At 36.9% G+C, this 20,728-nt stretch carries 22 protein-coding genes and 1 pseudogene; 14 read left to right on the top strand and 9 right to left on the bottom strand.

Annotation, left to right across the window (positions count from 1 at the left end; translation table 11 throughout):
* Nucleotides 1-15 precede the first annotated feature (15 nt).
* Nucleotides 16-1,140, bottom strand: a complete 1,125-nt coding sequence (locus SOM16_RS17825; RefSeq protein WP_320465355.1) for a hypothetical protein — start codon at nucleotides 1,138-1,140, stop codon at nucleotides 16-18.
* 394 nt (nucleotides 1,141-1,534) lie between these two features.
* On the opposite strand from SOM16_RS17825, the gene mgtE reads away from it, so the two are divergent.
* A complete protein-coding gene (mgtE, locus tag SOM16_RS17830) occupies nucleotides 1,535-2,911 on the top strand; it encodes a magnesium transporter (RefSeq protein WP_320465356.1) in 1,377 nt (458 codons plus the stop codon).
* A 9-nt stretch (nucleotides 2,912-2,920) separates the two neighbouring features.
* The gene (locus SOM16_RS17835; RefSeq protein ID WP_320465357.1) at nucleotides 2,921-3,535 is read left to right on the top strand and encodes an HAD hydrolase-like protein; all 615 of its coding nucleotides are present in this window, start codon (nucleotides 2,921-2,923) and stop codon (nucleotides 3,533-3,535) included.
* A gap of 220 nt (nucleotides 3,536-3,755) precedes the next feature.
* Here SOM16_RS17835 and ychF read toward each other — a convergent pair whose 3' ends face one another.
* Complete coding sequence (gene ychF / locus SOM16_RS17840; RefSeq protein ID WP_320465358.1) at nucleotides 3,756-4,856, bottom strand: redox-regulated ATPase YchF; 1,101 nt, start codon at nucleotides 4,854-4,856, stop codon at nucleotides 3,756-3,758.
* A 258-nt stretch (nucleotides 4,857-5,114) separates the two neighbouring features.
* On the opposite strand from ychF, the gene SOM16_RS17845 reads away from it, so the two are divergent.
* From SOM16_RS17845 to SOM16_RS17855, 3 genes and pseudogenes are all read left to right on the top strand, one after another.
* On the top strand, nucleotides 5,115-5,576 hold the full coding sequence (locus SOM16_RS17845) for a DUF5362 family protein (protein WP_320465359.1): 462 nt from the start codon (nucleotides 5,115-5,117) through the stop codon (nucleotides 5,574-5,576).
* A gap of 94 nt (nucleotides 5,577-5,670) precedes the next feature.
* Nucleotides 5,671-6,189, top strand: coding sequence for a helix-turn-helix domain-containing protein (locus SOM16_RS17850; RefSeq protein WP_320465360.1), 519 nt, complete (start codon nucleotides 5,671-5,673; stop codon nucleotides 6,187-6,189).
* Between the two features lie 2 nt (nucleotides 6,190-6,191).
* Nucleotides 6,192-7,025 (top strand): annotated as a pseudogene (locus SOM16_RS17855) (IS3 family transposase); the annotation flags it as partial.
* 68 nt (nucleotides 7,026-7,093) lie between these two features.
* On the opposite strand, the gene SOM16_RS17860 reads toward SOM16_RS17855, so the two are convergent.
* Complete coding sequence (locus SOM16_RS17860; protein ID WP_320465361.1) at nucleotides 7,094-7,417, bottom strand: DUF3276 family protein; 324 nt, start codon at nucleotides 7,415-7,417, stop codon at nucleotides 7,094-7,096.
* 78 nt (nucleotides 7,418-7,495) lie between these two features.
* The gene (locus SOM16_RS17865; protein WP_320465362.1) at nucleotides 7,496-9,286 is read right to left on the bottom strand and encodes an ABC transporter ATP-binding protein; all 1,791 of its coding nucleotides are present in this window, start codon (nucleotides 9,284-9,286) and stop codon (nucleotides 7,496-7,498) included.
* A 273-nt stretch (nucleotides 9,287-9,559) separates the two neighbouring features.
* Between SOM16_RS17865 and SOM16_RS17870 the strand changes: the two genes are divergently transcribed.
* The 8 genes from SOM16_RS17870 to SOM16_RS17905 all read left to right on the top strand — a co-directional run bounded on the left by SOM16_RS17870 (nucleotide 9,560) and on the right by SOM16_RS17905 (nucleotide 15,515).
* A complete protein-coding gene (locus tag SOM16_RS17870; RefSeq protein WP_320465363.1) occupies nucleotides 9,560-10,648 on the top strand; it encodes a Glu/Leu/Phe/Val dehydrogenase in 1,089 nt (362 codons plus the stop codon).
* Nucleotides 10,649-10,694: 46 nt separating this feature from the next.
* Nucleotides 10,695-11,645 carry a transcription antitermination factor NusB gene (gene nusB / locus SOM16_RS17875; RefSeq protein ID WP_320465364.1) on the top strand — a complete coding sequence of 317 codons (951 nt, stop codon included), beginning with the start codon at nucleotides 10,695-10,697 and terminating at the stop codon, nucleotides 11,643-11,645.
* A 2-nt stretch (nucleotides 11,646-11,647) separates the two neighbouring features.
* Nucleotides 11,648-12,097: a DUF1573 domain-containing protein gene (locus SOM16_RS17880; RefSeq protein WP_320465365.1), complete on the top strand. Its 450-nt coding sequence runs from the start codon at nucleotides 11,648-11,650 to the stop codon at nucleotides 12,095-12,097.
* Between the two features lie 57 nt (nucleotides 12,098-12,154).
* Nucleotides 12,155-12,475 carry a preprotein translocase subunit YajC gene (yajC, locus tag SOM16_RS17885; RefSeq protein ID WP_320465366.1) on the top strand — a complete coding sequence of 107 codons (321 nt, stop codon included), beginning with the start codon at nucleotides 12,155-12,157 and terminating at the stop codon, nucleotides 12,473-12,475.
* A 222-nt stretch (nucleotides 12,476-12,697) separates the two neighbouring features.
* Nucleotides 12,698-13,645 carry a YbbR-like domain-containing protein gene (locus tag SOM16_RS17890; protein ID WP_320465367.1) on the top strand — a complete coding sequence of 316 codons (948 nt, stop codon included), beginning with the start codon at nucleotides 12,698-12,700 and terminating at the stop codon, nucleotides 13,643-13,645.
* Nucleotides 13,645-14,247 (top strand): dephospho-CoA kinase, encoded by a 603-nt coding sequence (coaE, locus tag SOM16_RS17895; RefSeq protein ID WP_320465368.1) that lies wholly within the window; start codon nucleotides 13,645-13,647, stop codon nucleotides 14,245-14,247. The genes SOM16_RS17890 and coaE overlap by 1 nt, the downstream gene beginning before the upstream one ends.
* Nucleotides 14,248-14,318: 71 nt before the next feature.
* The gene (locus SOM16_RS17900) at nucleotides 14,319-15,260 is read left to right on the top strand and encodes an exonuclease (protein WP_320465369.1); all 942 of its coding nucleotides are present in this window, start codon (nucleotides 14,319-14,321) and stop codon (nucleotides 15,258-15,260) included.
* Between the two features lie 111 nt (nucleotides 15,261-15,371).
* Nucleotides 15,372-15,515 (top strand): DUF5522 domain-containing protein, encoded by a 144-nt coding sequence (locus SOM16_RS17905; RefSeq protein WP_320465370.1) that lies wholly within the window; start codon nucleotides 15,372-15,374, stop codon nucleotides 15,513-15,515.
* Nucleotides 15,516-15,524: 9 nt separating this feature from the next.
* Here the strand turns inward: SOM16_RS17905 and SOM16_RS17910 are convergent, their stop codons facing one another.
* The 5 genes from SOM16_RS17910 to SOM16_RS17930 form a co-directional block, all read right to left on the bottom strand.
* Nucleotides 15,525-16,130: a Uma2 family endonuclease gene (locus SOM16_RS17910; RefSeq protein WP_320465371.1), complete on the bottom strand. Its 606-nt coding sequence runs from the start codon at nucleotides 16,128-16,130 to the stop codon at nucleotides 15,525-15,527.
* A 119-nt stretch (nucleotides 16,131-16,249) separates the two neighbouring features.
* The gene (locus SOM16_RS17915) at nucleotides 16,250-16,879 is read right to left on the bottom strand and encodes a Uma2 family endonuclease (RefSeq protein WP_320465372.1); all 630 of its coding nucleotides are present in this window, start codon (nucleotides 16,877-16,879) and stop codon (nucleotides 16,250-16,252) included.
* Nucleotides 16,880-16,942: 63 nt separating this feature from the next.
* Complete coding sequence (locus SOM16_RS17920; protein ID WP_320465373.1) at nucleotides 16,943-17,662, bottom strand: ZIP family metal transporter; 720 nt, start codon at nucleotides 17,660-17,662, stop codon at nucleotides 16,943-16,945.
* 3 nt (nucleotides 17,663-17,665) lie between these two features.
* The gene (locus SOM16_RS17925) at nucleotides 17,666-18,229 is read right to left on the bottom strand and encodes a phosphatase PAP2 family protein (protein ID WP_320465374.1); all 564 of its coding nucleotides are present in this window, start codon (nucleotides 18,227-18,229) and stop codon (nucleotides 17,666-17,668) included.
* Nucleotides 18,226-18,957, bottom strand: coding sequence for a class I SAM-dependent methyltransferase (locus SOM16_RS17930; RefSeq protein ID WP_320465375.1), 732 nt, complete (start codon nucleotides 18,955-18,957; stop codon nucleotides 18,226-18,228). Before SOM16_RS17930 ends, SOM16_RS17925 begins: the two co-directional genes overlap by 4 nt.
* A gap of 385 nt (nucleotides 18,958-19,342) precedes the next feature.
* On the opposite strand from SOM16_RS17930, the gene glmM reads away from it, so the two are divergent.
* A complete protein-coding gene (gene glmM / locus SOM16_RS17935; protein WP_320465376.1) occupies nucleotides 19,343-20,728 on the top strand; it encodes a phosphoglucosamine mutase in 1,386 nt (461 codons plus the stop codon).

The raw sequence follows: 20,728 nt of genomic DNA on the forward strand, positions 1-20,728 counted from the left end.
TTGGAAAATTGGATGTTACCAGCTACCATTTGCAGCTGTGTAGGTTTGTCCGTTAACTTTTGTACTGCAATTTACTGCATTTTGATGTTGTACGTTCGGATGACCATTGCTTACTGTGCCTGCTAAAACTTTTGTATTGGTGGCATCTTGTAGGAAAATCCCCTGGATGGCTGTGTTTGCAATATCAACACTATTCACGGTACAGCCGTTACTACCTGTAACACTGAAAAAACCGCGACCACTGCCACGCGAATAAACTTTCGTACAGGTAACATTTGGTCCATTGCTATTGGCCACACGGAAAGTTGCATAACCAGTAACTGAGCCAGTGGTGCTATTGTTTGTTCCCGTAACTGTACCTACAGTACCATTTTTGGATTGATTGAGTAAAACGCCACAGGCCGCATTATTGCTGGATGTTACATTACCGATAGAGAAGCCATCAAGCCCGTAGGTTTCGATAGAATTATCTCCGCCGGTAATATTAATTGTTCCACTAATATTGAGGTTACTGGTAGAGCCACTACTGTTATCTACCCGGATGCCCAGGCCGAGATCAGTTGCCGGTACAGCAATATTCATGGTAATGTTGCTGATGTTCATACCATTGCAACCCTTAAACCAGATGCCATAACGTGGCTTGCCCGTTACCTTTAAGTTTTTAACCTCTATGTTTGATTTTCGATCCGCCCAAACCGGAATAATTAATGCATCGCCGCTATTGGCATTAAAAGTTTGGCCAGAAAAATCCAATCCGGTATTACTTGCCATGTTAACATACTTCAGCGCTCCGCCCGAACTTCCTGATGCGCCGGAGACACGAATAGTAACCCACTCTTTCGCCGTTCTGCCAGCGGTAAGTCCGTTTATTGCAGCCTGAATAGCCTGAATGTAATTTGTACCCGTGTATTTATTTACGCCATTTACAGTGGCTGTAAAGTTCCCGCCAGAACCGGTAACTTCTCCAGCTGAGGTGGCCGCGGTTGCTGCGGCTGTTGCCATTAATTTTGACTGATTACTAAAAGTTTCCAGTTCTGAGGAATCTTGCAAATTGTCGGATTTCTTACATCCATTTAAAGAAAATAGAAGCATAAAAACAGCCAGGCCTTGCCAGGTTATTTTTTTAATTTTTTGATTCATATGAGTTATATATTTTGGTTTACTCAAATCTATTAACCTTTAATTCATAAACCGTCATGTACAGTTATGTCTATTAAAACATGCATTTTTTGTTTTGCCTAAGGGGTCTGTAACATGCCATTCACTGATACTCATTTTTAGTAGTAGGGATATTATGGTACACCAAATCATGGAAAGGGTTCCAGTGGAAAGTTTATAGGTATATTTTGGATTAAAAAATCATTAAATCTTTTCTTAGAAACTAAGTTGTAACTTATTTGTATCTATTTCTGCTGGATTGGAGCATTTTGATCATTGAATTTGGAAGTGCATCGTTTGCTTTATAAAAATAAAAACGCACCTTTGCGAACCGTTAATAGAGGTTAAGGCATGTAGTAAAAATAAATAGTTGTTTATGGAAGAATTGGTTGTAGATGAGGTTCGGGAAATACTCGAAAGAGAGGATGATAAGGCGTTAAAGCAATATCTGGATCAGCTCAATATCTCTGATGTTGAAGCTTTGATTGACGAACTTCCCCAGTGTGCAGCCAAATTTATAGATACCATTTCGCTTAACCGTGCAGTAAACGTTTTCAGAATTCTTGATTTTCCTACCCAGGAACGGATCATTAAAAAACTTTCAGGCAATAAACTGAATCAAATTATCAAAGATTTGCCTCCTGATGATCGTACAGCACTTTTTGGAGAGATGAAAGGCGATGTAGTGAAAAAAATGATTTCACTCTTACCTTCAGAAGAACGGAAGGAATCGCTTGCCCTTTTAGGCTACAACGAATATAGCATTGGCCGTTTAATGACGCCAGATTATATAGCCGTAAAGCCAGAATGGTCTGTTACCAGGGTATTGTCGCACATTAGGCGGTATGGAAAAAACTCCGAAACCATTGATGTGGTTTATGTGATTGATAAAGATGGGGTTTTACTTGATGATATCAGGATCAGGGAAGTATTACTTGCAGATCCGGATGCGATTATCGGAGAGCTTACCGATAAACGATTTATTGCATTAAAAGCGAATGATCCACAGGAAGATGCCATCAATATCTTCAGAATGAATAATCGGGTAGCCCTACCGGTAGTGGATGAAAATAATATTCTTCTTGGTATTGTAACGGTGGATGATATCCTTTGGATTGCTAACGAAGAATATACGGAGGATATGCACAAAATAGGGGGTACCGAAGCATTGGATGAACCCTACCTGGATACCTCTATTTTTAATCTCGTTAGAAAAAGAGTAGGTTGGTTAGCAATTTTAATGCTCGGAGAAATGCTCACCGCTACAGCTATGGGCTTTTTTGAAGGACAGATTCATAAAGCAACGGTTTTGGCTTTGTTTATTCCATTGATAATTTCCTGCGGAGGAAACAGTGGTTCACAAGCCTCCACCTTAATTATACAGGCCATGGCTCTGGGAGAAGTAACCATAAAAGATTGGTGGCGGGTAATGCGTAGAGAACTTACTTCTGGCTTTTTACTGGGTTTTTGTTTAGGTATTATTGGCTTTGCAAGAATCTTTTTCTGGCACTTAGCCTGGCCTAATGCTTATGGAGAACATTGGGTGTTAATTGCATTTACCATTAGTGTTTCATTGGTTTTCGTAGTGCTATGGGGATCATTAAGCGGATCAATGTTGCCAATCATTTTAAAAAGACTTGGGGCCGATCCTGCAACTTCATCAGCACCTTTTGTAGCAACCCTGGTAGATGTTACCGGCTTGATTATATATTTCAGCTTTGCTTTACTATTTTTAAAAGGCGTTTTACTTTAAGTTAAAATTATGCAAAATAAAATCACAACTCTGTTTACTGATATTGGTGGGGTACTATTAACTAATGGCTGGGATAGACATGCCAGGGGAGAAGCTTCTGTGTTATTTAACCTCGATTCTGTTGATTTGGAAGAACGTCATCACCTTACCTTTGACACCTATGAGGTTGGAAAGTTAACACTTGATGAATACCTGGAACGCATTGTTTTTTTTAAAGAACGCACATTTTCTTACGATGATTTTAAAGAATTTATGTTCAAAAAATCATTGCCTTATCCGGAAATGATTGAACTGATCTGCGAGTTGAAAAAGAAATATAACCTGAAAGTTGCGGTAATCAGCAATGAAGGAAGAGAACTGAATCAGTACCGCATCAATACTTTCAAATTGAATGAGTTTGTAGATTTCTTTGTTTCTTCTAGTTTTGTTCACTTCCGTAAGCCGGACGCAGATATTTTTAAGGTGGCTATTGATATTTCACAAAGTGATGTAGAAACAAGTTTGTACATCGATGATCGGATGCTTTTTGTACAGGTAGCAGAAGGCTTAGGTTTAAAAGGTATTCATCACACTACTTATGAAGATACAAAAGTACAGCTCGCAGCCTATGGACTGGAAATGTAGTTGTTTTAAGCGGTTTTAGAGGTAATAATAAAGTATCCCTCAGCGTGCAGGGATTTACGCAGCATATTCCGCGAAATCAGTGTCATCTGCTTGAGGGAATGAAGTGTAACATCCGTTTTTCAATTACGTGTGATAACTAGCCTTTTCATCAGGTAAGAAAAAATGCTGTTTACAAAAAAAGCCACCCGAAGGTGGCCTTTATTCTAATATTCTTTTGCACTTAAACATTAAACCTAAAGTGCATAATGTCTCCATCTTCCACTACGTAAGTTTTACCTTCAACACCCAATTTACCAGCATCTTTACATGCATTTTCAGATCCTAAGGTTACGAAATCATTGTATTTGATTACTTCCGCACGGATAAATCCTTTCTCAAAATCAGTGTGAATAACCCCGGCAGCCTGTGGAGCCGTAAATCCTTTGGTGATCGTCCAGGCGCGTACTTCCTGTACACCTGCAGTGAAGTAAGTATAAAGATTTAATAATTTGTAAGCTGCACGAATGAGTTTGTTAACACCAGATTCATCGAGACCTAAATCGGCTAAAAACTCCTGACGCTCTTCGTAGCTTTCGAGTTCTGCAATTTCTGATTCTATTTTAGCAGAAATTACCAAAACCTCTGCACGTTCATCTGCAACACTTGCTTTTACCAAATCAACGTATTTGTTTCCGGTAACTACCGAAGCCTCATCCACATTACAAACGTACATCACAGGCTTCTGCGTTAACAAACCTAGATCTTCAATGAAATCAAAATCATCCTGTGCCAAAGTAGCTGTACGGATCGACTTACCATTTTCTAAATGTGCTTTAACCACTGTTAAAATTTCGTAAGTACGTTTAGCATCTTTATCACCGCCTGTTTTAGCCATTTTCTCAACTTTTTGAATCCGTTTATCAACGGTATCTAAATCTTTAAGCTGTAACTCGGTATCAATAATCTCTTTATCACGAATCGGATCTACGGAACCATCAACATGGATTACGTTTCCATCATCGAAGCAACGCAAAACGTGGATAATGGCATTTGTTGCACGAATATTTCCTAAAAACTGGTTACCTAAACCTTCGCCTTTTGATGCACCTTTAACTAAACCCGCAATATCTACAATTTCGATGGTATTGGGTTGCACCTTATTAGGTTTAACCAACTCGGCAAGTTTAGTTAAGCGATCATCAGGAACGGTAATTACGCCCACATTTGGTTCAATTGTACAAAAAGGGAAGTTTGCCGCTTGCGCTTTTGCGTTTGATAAACAGTTAAAAAGTGTCGATTTCCCTACATTTGGTAAACCAACAATACCACATTGTAATGCCATTTATTATAGTCTATAGTGTTTTGCAAAAATTAATTATTTCTAAGCGTCTCTTCGCTTTCGGCTTTCCGCTTTGAGCTTTAAGCTTTCCGCTTTGAGCTTTGAGCTTTCCGCTTTGAGCTTTCCGCTTTCCGCTTTCCGCTTTCCGCTTTCCGCTTAAAAATCGGGCAAAGATAAGCTTTTAAACTGTTTAATTAAAGCTGCTAATTTGTCGTAAAGGGATATTTTATCTAAGTTTATCGAAAATTACAGATTATAAATATGGAAGATTTAGAAAACGAAGAGCCGCAGGAAGTGAAATTGATTGTAACAGAAGAAATGCGGAGCTATATTTATGATATTACCAAATGGGCAAAATTCTTGTCGTTTGTAGGGTTCGCACTTGCTGCGCTGTTGGTTTTAGTTTCATTTAGCGTTCCGTCTCTTCTAGGAAGTAATCCGGCGTTGGCCAAACAGTTTGGTGCGTTAGGGCAAAGTGGCTCAATAGCAATAACGATTATCTATTTATTATTGGGTTTATTTTATTTCTATCCAAGCCTGTTGCTTCTCAAAATAGCTAACCACGGGAAACAAGGTGTTTTATTTGGAAATCAGGAAAGTTTAAACACAGCTTTGCAGAATGTAAAATCGCTGTTTAAATTTTGGGGAATCATTACCATTGTGGTAATTGTTAGCTATTTCTTTTTGATATTTATGGGTGGGTTAAGCATGGCTGTTGCGTAACTTTTTTGAACAGCAGTTATAAAAGTCATAGTACAAAAAAAAGCCTTTGTTTTAGACTGCCCCCAAAAAGTTGGACACTATTGGGGGCATTTTTATGAGAAAAAACAGAAGTCACACAGCTGAGTTTAGGCTAGAAATTGTGAAAGAAAAGCTACGTGGTATTTCTATCCGCGCGCTATCAACAAAGTGGAAGCTATCCACTTCTATCATCAGGAAATGGGTTGACCATCATCAGGCTTCGGGTGCATTAGGTTTATTACCTAAAAGCTATCATTATTATACTATCGAATTCAAGAGAAGTGTAATTGAGTCTTATCATAATAAAGGATTATCTTTACGGGGTTGCTGCTTGGCTTTCAATATTCCTACCCAAAGCACCATTATCTCCTGGCTCAAGAGATATGAGAAGTTTGGCATGGAAGGTTTAAAAGTACAGCACGGAAGACCCTGTGTTATGAAAAAAGATAAACCGGCCACTAAAAAAGATGCCCCCATTACCAGGGTAGAGGAACTTGAAAAAGAGATCTTATATCTGAAGGCCGAAAATGACTATCTAAAAAAGCTCGATGCCTTGACTCAAGCGAAACAAACACCGCAAAGGAAAAAGCGCTAGTTGTTTGTGAGTTAAGGCAACAACATCCGTTGGCTATTTTATTGAAAATATCAGGAATTGCCAGGAGTACTTATTATTACCACTTCAAAACAAAGTTACATCCCAGTAAGCATGCTGAGGCAGTTGAAGAAATATCAAAAATTTATCATCATCATAAAGGAAGGTATGGCTACCGAAGGATTACTATTGAAATGAAGAATAACGGGCGCCATATCAATCATAAAACTGTTTCAAAGTTGATGGGCTCCATAGGCCTGAAGTCGTTGATTAGAGGGAAGAAATATGTGTCCTATAAAGGTGAACTGAATACAGCAGCACCAAACTTATTCATGCAAAACTTTAGAGCCGATCAGCCATGTTTAAAGTGGGCAACAGACGTTACAGAGTTTAAAGTTAAAGACAAAAAGCTTTATTTATCTCCCGTTATAGAGTTGTTTAACGGTGAGATTATTAGCTATAACTTATCTGAATCACCTAACTTCAAACAGATATCCACTATGCTAACGAAAGCATTCAAGAAGTTTGACGGAAACTCTAAGCTAATTTTACATTCTGATCAAGGGTGGCAATATAGAATGGATAAATATAAAATTATGTTGAGGGCAAAGGGAATAACCCAAAGCATGTCTAGAAAGGGAAACTGTTATGATAATGCTATAATTGAAAATTTCTTTGGCACCCTTAAATCGGAGTTGTTTTATCTTAAGAAATACTCAACTATCAATGAGCTTAAAAAAGATATAAAAGAATATATTCACTATTATAATAACGACAGAATCAGACTTAATTTAAACGGGATGAGCCCGATAAAATATCGAGCTCATCAGTCTAATTAATTTTTTAACCTTGTCCAACTTTTTGGGTTCAGTCTATTTTTAGCAAAGGCTTTTCTGTTATATTTTATTTAGAACGAAAAATCGTCTGTTGTTTTAGGACTGTGCTCGCCATTTTCGGAGTATTCATAGCGTTTTTCAACAACGTCCTGGTGAGATTTAATATAATCGACAGTCTCATTTAAGCCTTCTGTAAACTTCTCAAAATCTTCTTTGTATAAGAATATTTTATGTTTTACAAATACACCGTCTTCTAATCTCTTTTTACTTTCGGTAACTGTTAAATAATAATCACCTGAGCGAGTAGCCTTCACGTCGAAGAAATAAGTTCTCTTGCCTGCTCTTACTTTCTTTGAAAAAACTTCTTCTCTTTCCTTGTTGTCGAATTCTCCCATGGTTGGTATTGATGTTGGTTTTTGGTTTCGGTAAATATAAAGCAAATATTTAAAGTTCAAAATACAATTTCATACAAATTAAATACTTCGTCCTTCTTCCTCCAAAAGTTGATTGTTATAAAGTTCCGTATAACGAGCATTTAAGCTAAGTAATTCACTGTGTGTGCCTTGTTCGATGATTATTCCATTATCCAACACTAAAATTTTATCTGCGTTTTTTATCGTCGAAATTCTATGTGCAATCAAAATACTGGTTTTTCCGTTCATCATTTTTCCTAGATTTTGCAGAATTTCTTCTTCCGTTTTAGTGTCAACAGCAGAAAGGCAATCATCAAATATTAAAATCTTCGGCGATTTTATGAGGGCTCTCGCGATGGATACGCGCTGTTTTTGTCCGCCAGATAATGTAATTCCGCGTTCTCCGAGCATGGTTTCAAACTTTTCATCAAAATCAATAATGTTATGGTAAACCGATGCATTTTTAGCCGCATTATAAACCTCTTCATCTGTAACCTGATCTAAGCCAAAGGCAATGTTGTTTTTAATCGTGTCAGAAAACAGGAAAACTTCCTGTGGAACAAAGCCAATCTGGGTTCGAAAGTTCTTTAAATTTAGCGACTTCAGGTTTTTTCCGTCGGCGGAGATGGATCCATCCTGTACGTCGTACATTCGCATAATCAAGTTTGCTAAAGTAGACTTTCCAGACCCGGTTTTACCGATGATGGCTACAAATTCCCCTGCTTTGATCTCAAAATTTAAATTTTTCAATGCCTGGATGCCAGTATCAGGGTAAGTAAAACTAACATTTTCGAACTTTAAATTACCCGTTATTTCTGTATTGTCTGTTTCGTTCGATTGAATGTCTGATGGAATATCTAAAAACTCATTAATTCTTTTCTGAGAGGCAGCAGCCCGTTGGATGAGTGAAGTAACCCATCCTAGCATGGTAACCGGGAAGGTAAGTTGGTTAATATAGATGATGAATTCTGCAATATTACCAGTGGTGATGCTTCCATTCATTACCTGGATCCCGCCAATATATATGGTTAAAATGGTGCTTAAGCCAATTAAAAGTAACATTGTTGGATAAAATAAAGCAGAAACTTTTACGAGGCTCATGGAGTCTCTCTTGTAATCATTGCTTTGAATCTCGAACATGTTCCTTGTATAATCTTCCCGAACATAGGATTTAATAATCCTAATGCCCGAAAAACGCTCTTGCACAAAGCTGGATAGCTCGGAAAGTCGTTCCTGAATTTTACCACTCTTCTTAAAAATCAATGTGTTTACATAATATATGATGATCACCAGGAAGGGGAGCGGCAATAAACAATAAGTGGCCAGCTTGGAGTTTACATCAAACATAGACCAAACAATCAGTACCGATAAAACAAAAGTATTGATTGTATACATGATGGCTGGCCCAACATACATCCTCACCCGGTTTACATCCTCAGTCGCCCGATTCATCAGGTCGCCTGTGTTATTCCGTCTGTAAAAACCTAAACTCAACTCCTGGTAATGCTGATAAATGTCGTTTTTCATGTCGAATTCGATATGCCTCGACATTAGAATAATAGTTTGACGCATAAAAAACAGGAATAAACCCCTCATGATGTAAAGTGCAATCACTAAAAAGCCAAAATAAAGGAGGTTGCTGCTAAATATACTGTAGATAATTTCTTGTCGCTCAAAACCATGAAAGAGGTTATAGATCTGAACGTTTTCTGTGATTAGATCTACCGCATAACCGATTACCTGTGCTGGCACGACGCCAAAAATATTGGAAATGATTACAAAAATACTTCCCGGAATAATCCACCATTTATATTTCAGAAAATATTTGTTTAGTCTGCGCAGATGTTTCATGTAATACAAACTTAGATAATTTTGTTATTTCATCCTGAATAATTATTCAATATAGCGGCTTATTAAACTTCATAGGTTTAATAGTGGCTTATAGAAGGATAAGGCTAAGTCAATATCAAATCGATTGGTTCGATCGATGCCACATTAACTTCAATAAATTAAAACTTGATTAACTAAAGATTAGAATGAAATTAATTTCGTTATAGTTATTGAAAATACACGCATTAATGGTTTTTTTATTTTAATTTTGCAGCCAGTTAGCCGAACGTTCATATGCCAGCAAATTCTTCGTCAGATTCATCTATTTTAGAGCAATTAAGTGCTTATGGGCATAAGAAATTGGTTTTTTGTAATGATCCAGACACTGGTTTAAAGGCAATAATAGCCATTCACGATACCACACTTGGTCCAGCTTTGGGTGGAACCCGCATGTGGAGTTATGCTACAGAAGGAGAAGCTTTAGAAGATGCCTTGCGTTTATCGAGGGGAATGACCTATAAAGCCGCTATTACAGGTTTGAATCTAGGTGGCGGAAAGGGCGTAATCATTGGCGATTCCAGAAAAGACAAAACTGAAACTTTAATGCGTAGCTATGGCAGGTTTATTAAAAACCTGAATGGCGAATTTATTACTGCAGAGGAAATGGGTACCAATACTAAGGATATGGAATATATCCGGATGGAAACCAATCATGTTACCGGAGTTCCAGAATCTATTGGTGGTGCCGGAAATCCTGCGCCATTTACTGCTCAAGGTGTTTATTTAGGGATTAAAGCAAGTGTTAAAGAAGTTTTTGGTACAGACATGCTTGCTGGAAGAACCATTGTAGTGCAGGGAATAGGAAACGTTGGAGAACATTTGGTTGCGCTGCTTAGAAAAGAAAATGCCGAGGTATTAATTAGCGACATTAACCAGGAGCAACTTACGTATGTTGCACGCAAATACAAAGCAAAACCAATAGAGGCTGATAAAATTTTCGGTATTGATGCGGATGTTTATGCGCCTTGTGCAATGGGTGCCACCGTAAACAATAAAACCATAGCGCGGATGAAATTTGCTATTATTGCTGGTTCTGCAAATAATCAGCTTAAAGATGAAGTTCTGGATAGTGAATTGTTATTGAAAAAGGGAATTTTATTTGCGCCCGACTACCTTATTAATGCTGGCGGATTGATTGCCTGCTATTCTGAGTTAACAGGTTTTGGTAAAAAACGGACCGTTCAGCTTACTGAAAATATTTACGATGCCACCAGGAGCGTAATTAAGTTGAGTAAATCTGAAAAAATATCTACAAATATTGCTGCAAATCGAATTGCTGAAAAACGAATTGCCGACATTAAAAAAATTAAATCATCATATTAATAATTATTAAAAACAGGTTTTATAAACCGCACTCGTTCTTACATTCATGTTAAACAGAAGGCACTTAAGAATCAAAGCTTTGCAAAATATTTTTGCATGGCAGATGGCAGACAAAAAAGACATTAAAGGAGATTTAAAACTTTTAATGCAAAGCATCGACAGCGTGTATGAAATGTACATCTGGATGTTATCGCTCATGGTAGAAGTGACAGAGTTCACTGCCAACGATGCGGCGGAGCGCGCAAATAAGCATTTAAAGACCGCAGAGGATTTAAATCCAAATTTAAAATTGCTGCATAATAAATTCAGCGTTTTAATGCAGCAAAACCCTGAGTATGTATCGGCGGTTAAGAAATACAAAGTTGATTGGGGGTTCGATCCCGAAATTCGTAAAACGGTATTCAATTCCTTAAAAGCATCTAAAGAATATGCAGACTATCTGGTAGATCCTAACGAAAGTTTAGAATCGTCAAAAGATATCATCAAATACATTTTCAGAAAAATTATCTTAAAGAACCAGGCTATTATCCAGGTTTTTGAAGAAAAGTTTATTAACTGGCAGGTTGATCACGAAGTGATGAAAGGGATGGTAGCTAAAACTTTGAAGAATTTTACTTTTGATGATCCATTCAAAAACAAATTAACTGAAATTAGTGCCGACTGGACGGAAGACAGCAAATTTGTGCAGGATTTATTTGTATATACCTTGCAAAATGATGTGAAGTATCAAGAAATGATTGCCGAAAGAACTAAAAACTGGGAATCGGAACGGATTGCTTTAATGGATACCATCTTAATGAAAATGGCTATCTGTGAACTGCTGAATTTCCCGTCAATTCCTGTTAAAGTAACCATCAACGAATATTTGGAATTATCAAAAGATTACAGTACACCGAAAAGTAACTCGTTTATAAACGGTATTTTGGACAAAATTTTAGGCGATCTGAAGAAAAATAATACCATTAAGAAAATCGGTCGCGGGTTAATAGAAGAGTAATTATGAAAAAGGTATTCATTCTTGCCATAGCTGTATTATCTTTTACAGCATGTCGTAATGCAAACAATTCAACTACAGACAATTCAACTACAGAAGTTGCTGGTTCAGATAATAAAACAGTGGTTTCAGCAGATGCGCCTGTAATCGTTTTTGAAAGAGAGATTTTCGATTTTGGGAAGATAGCTCAGGGTGAAAAAGTAAATCACGAATTTAAATTCAAAAACAAGGGAAAAACTCCGCTAATTATATCAAACGCTACTGCAACTTGTGGTTGTACGGTTCCGGAGTTTCCAAAAGAACCGATTTTACCAGGCAAAGAGGGTGTAATTAAGGTGACTTTTAATAGCCAGGGAAAAGAAGGAATGCAGGATAAGGTGATTACTTTAAACTCTAATGCAAACCCTGCAACAACTAGTGTGCACCTGGTGGGCGATGTTCGCGTGGCAAACTAAAAAGAATGGCTAATTTTAGCCGATTAAATGTTAACATACAAATCAAATTAATAAGAAATGACATCAACAGTAATTTTACAGGCAGCAGGTGGGGGCAATATGCTAACTACGATTGTACCAATGGTCTTAATCATGGTGGTATTCTACTTTTTCATGATCCGCCCGCAAGTTAAAAAAGCTAAAGAGCATAAAAAATTAGTAGCTGAATTGAAAAAGGGTGACAAAATCATCACTACAGCTGGTATCCACGGACGTATTGCAGATATGAACGATACTACCTTTTTAATCGAAGTAGAAGGTGGTGTGAAAATTCGTTTTGATAAATCAGCAGTTTCTTTAGATGCAACCAAAGCAGCAACTGCACCTGCAAAAGTTTAAAATATTCACTTACAATAGAAAACCGTCGTTCACCAGAGCGACGGTTTTTTTGTTTAAACGTTAATGGAAAATGTACCACATTTGCAGAAATGTAAAACTTCAAGATCAGGCACTTCTTTTACTTCTTTGCATCATTTCTATTTGAGCACCTGTTTACTTTTGCTACATTTGGCGATATTGTTGTAAACGGTTTCGCATCGATAGTCAATTAGATCATAAAATATGCCTTTTATTAGATTAACCCAAATAGAGAAAAGACGTGTGTTTACACTCTTGGCTTGTTTGTTTCTGGCAATTGCAGCATGGCTTTTTATGGCGTTAAACAACAAATATATTTATACGGCCAAAACGGTTTTAGTTTTTAAAAATACGCCCATCCGCCGTGCGTTTTATCCTTTACAATCAGATACTGTAGATTTGCAGGTAGAGGGAACGGGTTGGCAATTATTGTTTTCACGTTTAAGGATTAGTCCACCATCTATATCAGTTAACCTTAGTCAGCTTAATACAAAGGATTTTATTACGTTCTCCGATCAGTTGTATAACGTAAACAGGCAGCTTGAAAGCACACAAAAAGTTATTTCTGTAAGGCCAGATACCCTTTATTTTGATTTTACCAAGAGAACGGTTAAAAAGGTTCCCATAAATCTAGTGAGTAAACTGGATTTTATCAGCCAATATGGGATATCGAGTGATATCATTTTAAATCCAAAATATGTAAAGGTTGCCGGGCCTGCCGAAGAATTGAGTAAAATTACTGTCTGGCCAACAGACACCTTGAAATTGAGTAAAATTCAAGGCAGTACTACTGCTCGGGTAGGTTTACAGCACAGCATCCATAAAAATGTGAGTATTTACCCGTCATCAGTTGAAGTTAAATTGCCTGTGGATGAGTTTACTGAAAAAACGATTGAGGTGCCTTTAAAGATCAGTAATAATAAGAACTATAACAGCATCCGGTTATATCCGAAAAAAGTAAAGGTTACTTTTTTGGTTGCCTTGGGTAACTATAGTCAGGTGAATGAGAATTTTATCACCGCAATGGTAGATGTAAATGAATGGCGGGATCTGGCTCATAAGCAGTTTACAGTAAAGATAACCGCGTTTCCAGATTATTGTAAACTGATTAACATTAATCCATCAAAGGTAGATTTTGTAGTAGAAAAATAATGTATAAAGTAGGTATTACAGGTGGAATAGGCAGTGGTAAAACAACTGTATGCAAGATTTTTGAGGTTTTAGGCATCCCGGTATTTTATGCTGATATCGTGGCTAAACAAATCATGTTATCTGATCCATTGCTGGTAGCGGGCATCACCTCTACATTTGGTAAAGAAAGCTATTCTACGGATGGTAAATTAAATAACAAATACCTGGCTGGAATCGTTTTCAGTAACGAAGCACAACTGGCTAAACTCAATGCTTTGGTTCATCCTGCTGTGTTCAGGGCATTTGAAAATTGGGAAAATCAGTTTGATTCCACAATACCTTATACATTGAAAGAGGCAGCGCTGTTGTTCGAGAGTAATTCTTACAAAATGTGTGATACTTCTATTCTTGTTACTGCACCCATAGATTTAAAGTTAGCAAGGGTAATGCAACGGGATCAAGTTTCTGCAGATCAGGTGAAAGCCAGAATGGATAAGCAAATGAGTGATGAAGAGAAAGCAAAAATGGCAGATCATTTCATTGTGAATGATGAAAATAGTTCCCTTATCGAACAGGTTTTAGCGCTGCACAAGCAATTTTTGCTAACTGCTAAAGAGTATTAGCCTTTTGTGGTTACACACATATTAATGTTTTCAAATTCCTGCCTTAACCTTGAATTTTATAATTCTTGATAATGATTTTAGACGATTTTATCACCATCACACCAACTGGTTTATATTGTGTTTATGGTGATTTCTATTTAGATCCGCAACAGCCGGTAAGAGAAGCGGTTGTTTCTCATGCCCACGGAGATCACGCCATTGGTGGAAGTCAGAATGTGTACTGCACGGCTGCCACGGAATCATTCATGAAACATCGTTACCGGAAATTTGCAGCTGTAGATTTTCACATCAAAACCTATCATCAGCCATTTAAGATTAAGGATGTAACCATTACTTTCTATTCCGCCGGGCATATTTTAGGTTCTGCACAGGTATTAATGGCATATCAGGGGGTAACGTACCTTTATACTGGAGATTATAAAATTGAACCCGATCAAACCTGCGAACCTTTTGAGTTTGTTAAGGCTGATGTGTTGATCACAGAAAGTACCTTTGCTAATCCGGATACCAAACATCCTTCAGCCATAACAGAAATTGAGAAGCTAAACGCAACAAATGCTAATATTATGTTGGGCGCTTATGCATTAGGGAAAAGCCAAAGAATTATTCAACTACTTAATCAACATTGTCCGGATAAAAATGTAATGGTTCACCATAGTATTATACCTTTTGTAAAAATTTATGAGGATTATGGCGTGAAATTAGGGGACTATAAAATGTACGACAGAAAGGTGATGAAAAATAATCAGGAACAGCAGGTTTACATCGTTCCGCCTATGGTTTTTCACAGTTATCATAAAGCCATTAATGTCGTTCGTGTTTTTGCTTCAGGTTGGAAAAACCTGCAACAGCAAAATGGCATTTCTTTATATATTTCTGATCATGCAGATTGGGAGGCGATTTTGGAAACTATAGAAAAGGTGGCACCAAAGCAAGTTTGGACATTGCACGGTGACGGAACGCAGCTTAAAGACCATTTTAAAGATCGGTTGGAAGTAAAGATCTTGAACTAAGTAATAAGGTCTGACAAGAATTTAATTATACACAAATACCTCGCAACCAATTGTTTATTGATTTACACACTCAATAACTCACTCATGCATTCGGTCAATCATTCCAATAATATGAAAGAAGGAGAAGATTATTATTTCAATGAAGATGGTTTCATGGTTTTTACAGAAGCTTACCACCTAAAGCGTGGGGCATGTTGTAAAAATAGGTGTAAACATTGCCCGTGGGGATATGGCAAAAAGAAAGAGAAAAAATAAACGCAGTGCTTAAGTCTTGCCAGCAAATCTAACATGCTGATAAATAGCTTTCAGCAGGACATTAAAACCAAGGCTAAAAAAGTGTAGACTTTCATCTATATTTTTATATTCCTTTAGTTCCCAATTTTGATTTTCGTTGATGTGAAAAGCTTTGACAGAAATTTCGGTAGAATCGATCATAATGTATTCTTTTAATGAAGGAATATCTTTATAAAGATTAAATTTTTTACCCTTGTCGTAATTTTTAGTGGAAGGAGATAGGATTTCTATGATTACTGTGGGCAAAATTGAGGTGTCTTCATTAAATTTGCTATGTATTAAACCATTACAATAGATAGATATGTCAGGGTAAGTAAATAACGTATTCTCCGGAATACTCAACCGTTTATCACTTCCATAAGGTCTGCAGGGTTTTTCCTTAAGCTTATTAACAATTTCCCCGAAAACATTGCTAAAAATTTCATTATGGTTATCACTGGCACCAGACTTAGCAAATATCTCACCCTCGAAATATTCGTGCTTTTCTTGTGATGCATTTTCCAGTTCCAAGTATTCCTGAATGGTATAACGTCTCTTTCCGTATGCTACAGCAGGCTCATTTACAATATTATCCATATACTAATTTACCTGATTTATTGTTGAGGTTAAAAAATTAAACCCTTGAAAACAGATTGTGTTGTAAATGTTTATTTTACAGATTTTTAGTGTTTTTGTTTAGTTGTTAAATGCAATGCTTATGTCTTGCCAGCGAATCTAACATGCTGATAAATATCTTTCAGCATGATATTAAAACCCAGGCTAAAAAAGTGGAAACTTTCATCTATATTTTTATATTCCTTTAGTTCCCAATTTTGATTTTCGTTGATATGAAAAGCTTCGACAGAAATTTCGGTAGAATCGATCATAATGTATTCCTTTAATGAAGGAATATCCCGGTAAAGTTTAAATTTAAGGCCTCTGTCATATTCTTCCGTAGCGGGCGAGAGAATCTCTATGATAACTGTTGGTAGCAGAACGGTATCTTCATCCTCCTCCATGTGTTTAATTTCGTTGCAATAAATGGATATATCGGGGTAAGTGAAGAGTGTGTTTTGAGGGATATTCATTCTCATATCGCTACCAAAAGGTCTGCAAGGTTGGCCTTTCAAACTATCCCCAATCTTTAGAAAAAGATTAGTAAAAATTTCATTATGATTTATCCCGGTCCCCGACATGGAAGTAACATCCGGTCTGTGAAGTGGAAAAATCTCACCCTCGAAATATTCGTGTTTTTCTTGCGAAGCTTTTTCCATTTCCAGGTATTCCTGAACGGTGTAACGCCTCTTTTCGTATGCTATAGTAGGCTCATTTACAATGTCATCCATAAAGCAAGATAATCAAAATTATAGATTTTTTTACTGCTAGTTTTCCACTAGGCAGTTATAATTTTAATGATGACCTGCAAAAAAACCGATTAGTGCAACACCGATTCCTAATAGAACAGCAATCATTTTACGAAGATTAATTTTATGATCTGCACTGGATTCGAATAAGATTGTAGTAGAAATATGAAGGAAAATACCAATAACCACGCCCATAATTTTATTGAAGTAAGCTTCAACGCCACCGATACTTCCATTACTTAAGCCGAGGCTCACATAAAATCCAAGCGGTGCCATAATTGCGAAAACAGCGAGATATATGATTATGCTACCTTTTTTGAAATGATTTTGCATTAAAATGCTCCCTAAAGCAAATGCAGCAGGAATATGGTGTAAGGATATTCCAAAAATTAGTTCGTTGTGCTGTTCTTTAGCGAGTGGCATTCCTTCTAGAAAGGCGTGGAGACAAAGACTGATCATAATTCCAAATGGAAAAATGTGCCCATCGTGGTGCTTGTGGATATGGCCGTGTTCTACTCCCTCCGAAAACTGTTCTAAAAATACCTGCAATAGAAAGCCTACCAGAATAAAAATTCCAATTTCACTTTTATCAGGTCCGCTAAAGGCATCGGGAATTAAATGCAGAACGGTAATGGCGAACAAATAGGCACCACTAAAAGAAAGGATCAGTTTAAGTAATTTCGATTTATCACTTTTCACCAGGAATATTGAGGCTCCCCCCAGGAAGGCACAAAAAAATAATACACAAAGTTTCCAGATTTCCATAGCCTAAAAATCAGGTTGTAATTTTTTAAACATCTTTGAACAGATAAACCCAATTAATGTTCCTAGTACTGCACCTGCGGTAACATCTATAGGGTAATGGACACCAACATACACTTGAGCAAAACTTATTATAAAAGCCCAAAAGATACCAATTGGTAAAATGGGTTTCCACCGGCTATAAAAAATGCCAATCAGAAAAACAGCGATAGCAAAATGGTTAGTGGCATGTGCAGAAGGAAAGCTCATACCGCTACCGCAGGGTACTCGGTGAATAATTTCATTAGCCAAGCTAAAATCATTGCATGGACGAACCCTTGATACCAACGGTTTGATAAGCCTTGCAGAAATTAAATCACCTGCTGCAAAAGTAAAAAGAAGCATTGCAATAATATAATAGCCTTGTTTTTTATATTGCCTGATACAGAAGATAACAATAAAGGCATATAATGGCGCCCAGAAATAACGGTTACGCATAAACGGCATCAACCAATCAAAAAAGCCATTGGAAAGTCCACGGTGAATTTTAAGAAACAATTCCAGGTCAAATTGCTGTATGCTTTCTATCATGCTTTTTTACAAATTAGAATCAACCTGTCAGACGTGCCTTCATCGAAATCTTCCAATTCATAATTGCCAAATGTTTTATGAATGGTCATTCCTGCTTTCGTCATCATGCGCTCAAAGTCTTCAAAGCTAAAGGCCTGCACACGCTCTTCGAAATTGAAAATTTTTCCTTTATCATCAAAATTAATTTTTTTAATGATTTTTCCTTCAATCACGTTTTTGGTAATATTGAATGTAATTCCATCCAACGACTTTACCTCACAGGAATTGAGATTCCTGATGATTTTTCCAGTGTTGAAATAATCAATAACTAAAATTCCTTCAGCTTTTAGGCACTTCCTGAAAGTTTTCAGGGCATTTACATGTTCTTTCTCTGTATCAAAATAGCCAAAACTGGTAAAGAGGTTTAAGGCAACATCAAAATAATTGATATAGAAAAGTTTGCGCATATCATGCACCAGGAAATGAAGTTTATTGTTTTCAAATTGCCTGGCATACTTAATGCTTTGTTCTGATAGATCGATTCCGGTTACATCAAAGCCTTTTTTATTGAGGTAAATGGAATGCCTGCCTTTTCCACAGGCAATATCCAGCATTTTTGAATCGGTATCCGGATGAAGAAATTCAGTTAGCTTATCGATAAAAAATTCGGCTTCAGCATCATTTCTTTGTTGATAAAGAATATGATAATATGGCGAATTAAACCAATATTGAAACCATTTACGCTGCATAAAAAAGCTGTTTGTATTTTAAAAAGTTGCAAACTTAGATAAAATTGGATTAAACGCAGAACATTAAATTAAAAGCCGAAGCAGTTTTAACGCACTTTGAGCAACCGTTAAAATAACCAAATTTGCGCAAATATAAGATTTTACTATTGCTTAGGGATAGGTATTGAATTTTTATGCAACATTATTGCAATATTATTGATGTTAGATAATTGCTGAGGTACAATTAACAAAATCAAATCAATAACAATATTAATAGCTTTACTTCTACTAAATACATCGTATAAATAGATATAAACTAAATGTAAATTAAGTTCAGCAATGGCGCTAACATGGTCGTTATCTTGTTTTTTTTCTTATTTTTGATGCTTATCATTAAATATAATAAGTGACTTTAATAAAATCGATTTCAGGAATAAGGGGAACAATAGGCGGGCTTGCAGGAAATGGCTTAACGCCGATTGATGTAGTGAAATTTACTGCTGCTTTTGGAAGTTGGGTTGTTCAAAAAACAGGAATTAAAAGAATTGTTTTAGGTCGCGATGCGCGTATTTCTGGTGAAATGGTTAATCATTTAGTGATTGGCACTTTACAGGGACTAGGTATAGAAGTAATCGATTTGGCTTTATCAACTACACCAACTGTAGAAATTGCGGTGCCAGATGAAAACGCAGGTGGCGGGATCATTTTAACGGCCAGCCACAACCCTAAACAATGGAACGCCTTGAAGTTACTAAATGCTGATGGTGAATTTATTAGTGATGCAGATGGTAAAGAGGTTTTAGACCTTGCCGAAAGTGCCGCATTTGAGTTTGCTGAAGTAGACAAATTAGGTAAGGTTATCAATAACGATACTTACCTTCAAAAGCATATAGATAAGGTTTTAGCACTGCCCTTGGTAGATGTTGAAGCCATTAAGCAGGCAGATTTTAAGATTGTTATCGATTGTGTTAACTCAACAGGCGGTATTTTTATTCCAGCTTTATTAAAAGCACTGGGGGTTAAAAGGATAACGGAATTATATTGTACACCGAATGGGCATTTCCCGCATAATCCGGAGCCACTTCCAGAAAATCTGGGTGATATTGCCAAAGAAGTGCAAAAACAAAATGCAGATCTTGGTATTGTAGTAGATCCTGATGTTGATCGGTTATGTTTCGTAAATGAAGATGGTAGCATGTTCGGCGAGGAATATACTTTGGTTGCCGTAGCAGATTACGTATTAAAGAATACACCTGGCAATACGGTGTCAAATTTATCTTCTACCCGTGCGCTACGCGATGTTACTGAAAAAGCAGGTGCAGAGTATCATGCTGCAGCAGTAGGCGAGGTAAATGTGGTAAATAAAATGAAAGCTTGCAATGCCATTATTGGCGGCGAAGGCAATGGTGGTATTATCTATCCGGAATCTCACTATGGCAGAGATGCACTGGTTGGAATTGCGTTGTTTTTAACGCACCTGGCTAAGTTTGGCAAGTCTATTTCTGTATTGAGAGGCAGTTATCCACAATATTATATCTCTAAAAACAAAATTACGCTTACGCCAGAAATGGATATCGATAATTTACTAAAGCAAGTTGAAGAGAAGTATAAAAAACAGCCACACAGTACAATAGATGGCTTAAAAATTGAATTTGATAAAACGTGGGTACATTTGCGTCGTTCAAACACGGAGCCAATTATCCGGATTTACAGTGAGGCAGAAAACGAAACCGTAGCAGAAAGCCTGGCAAATAAAATTATTTCTGATATCAAAGAAATACTGCATTTGTAA

The sequence above is a fragment of the Pedobacter sp. CFBP9032 genome, from assembly GCF_034045265.1.
Classification (GTDB): domain Bacteria; phylum Bacteroidota; class Bacteroidia; order Sphingobacteriales; family Sphingobacteriaceae; genus Pedobacter.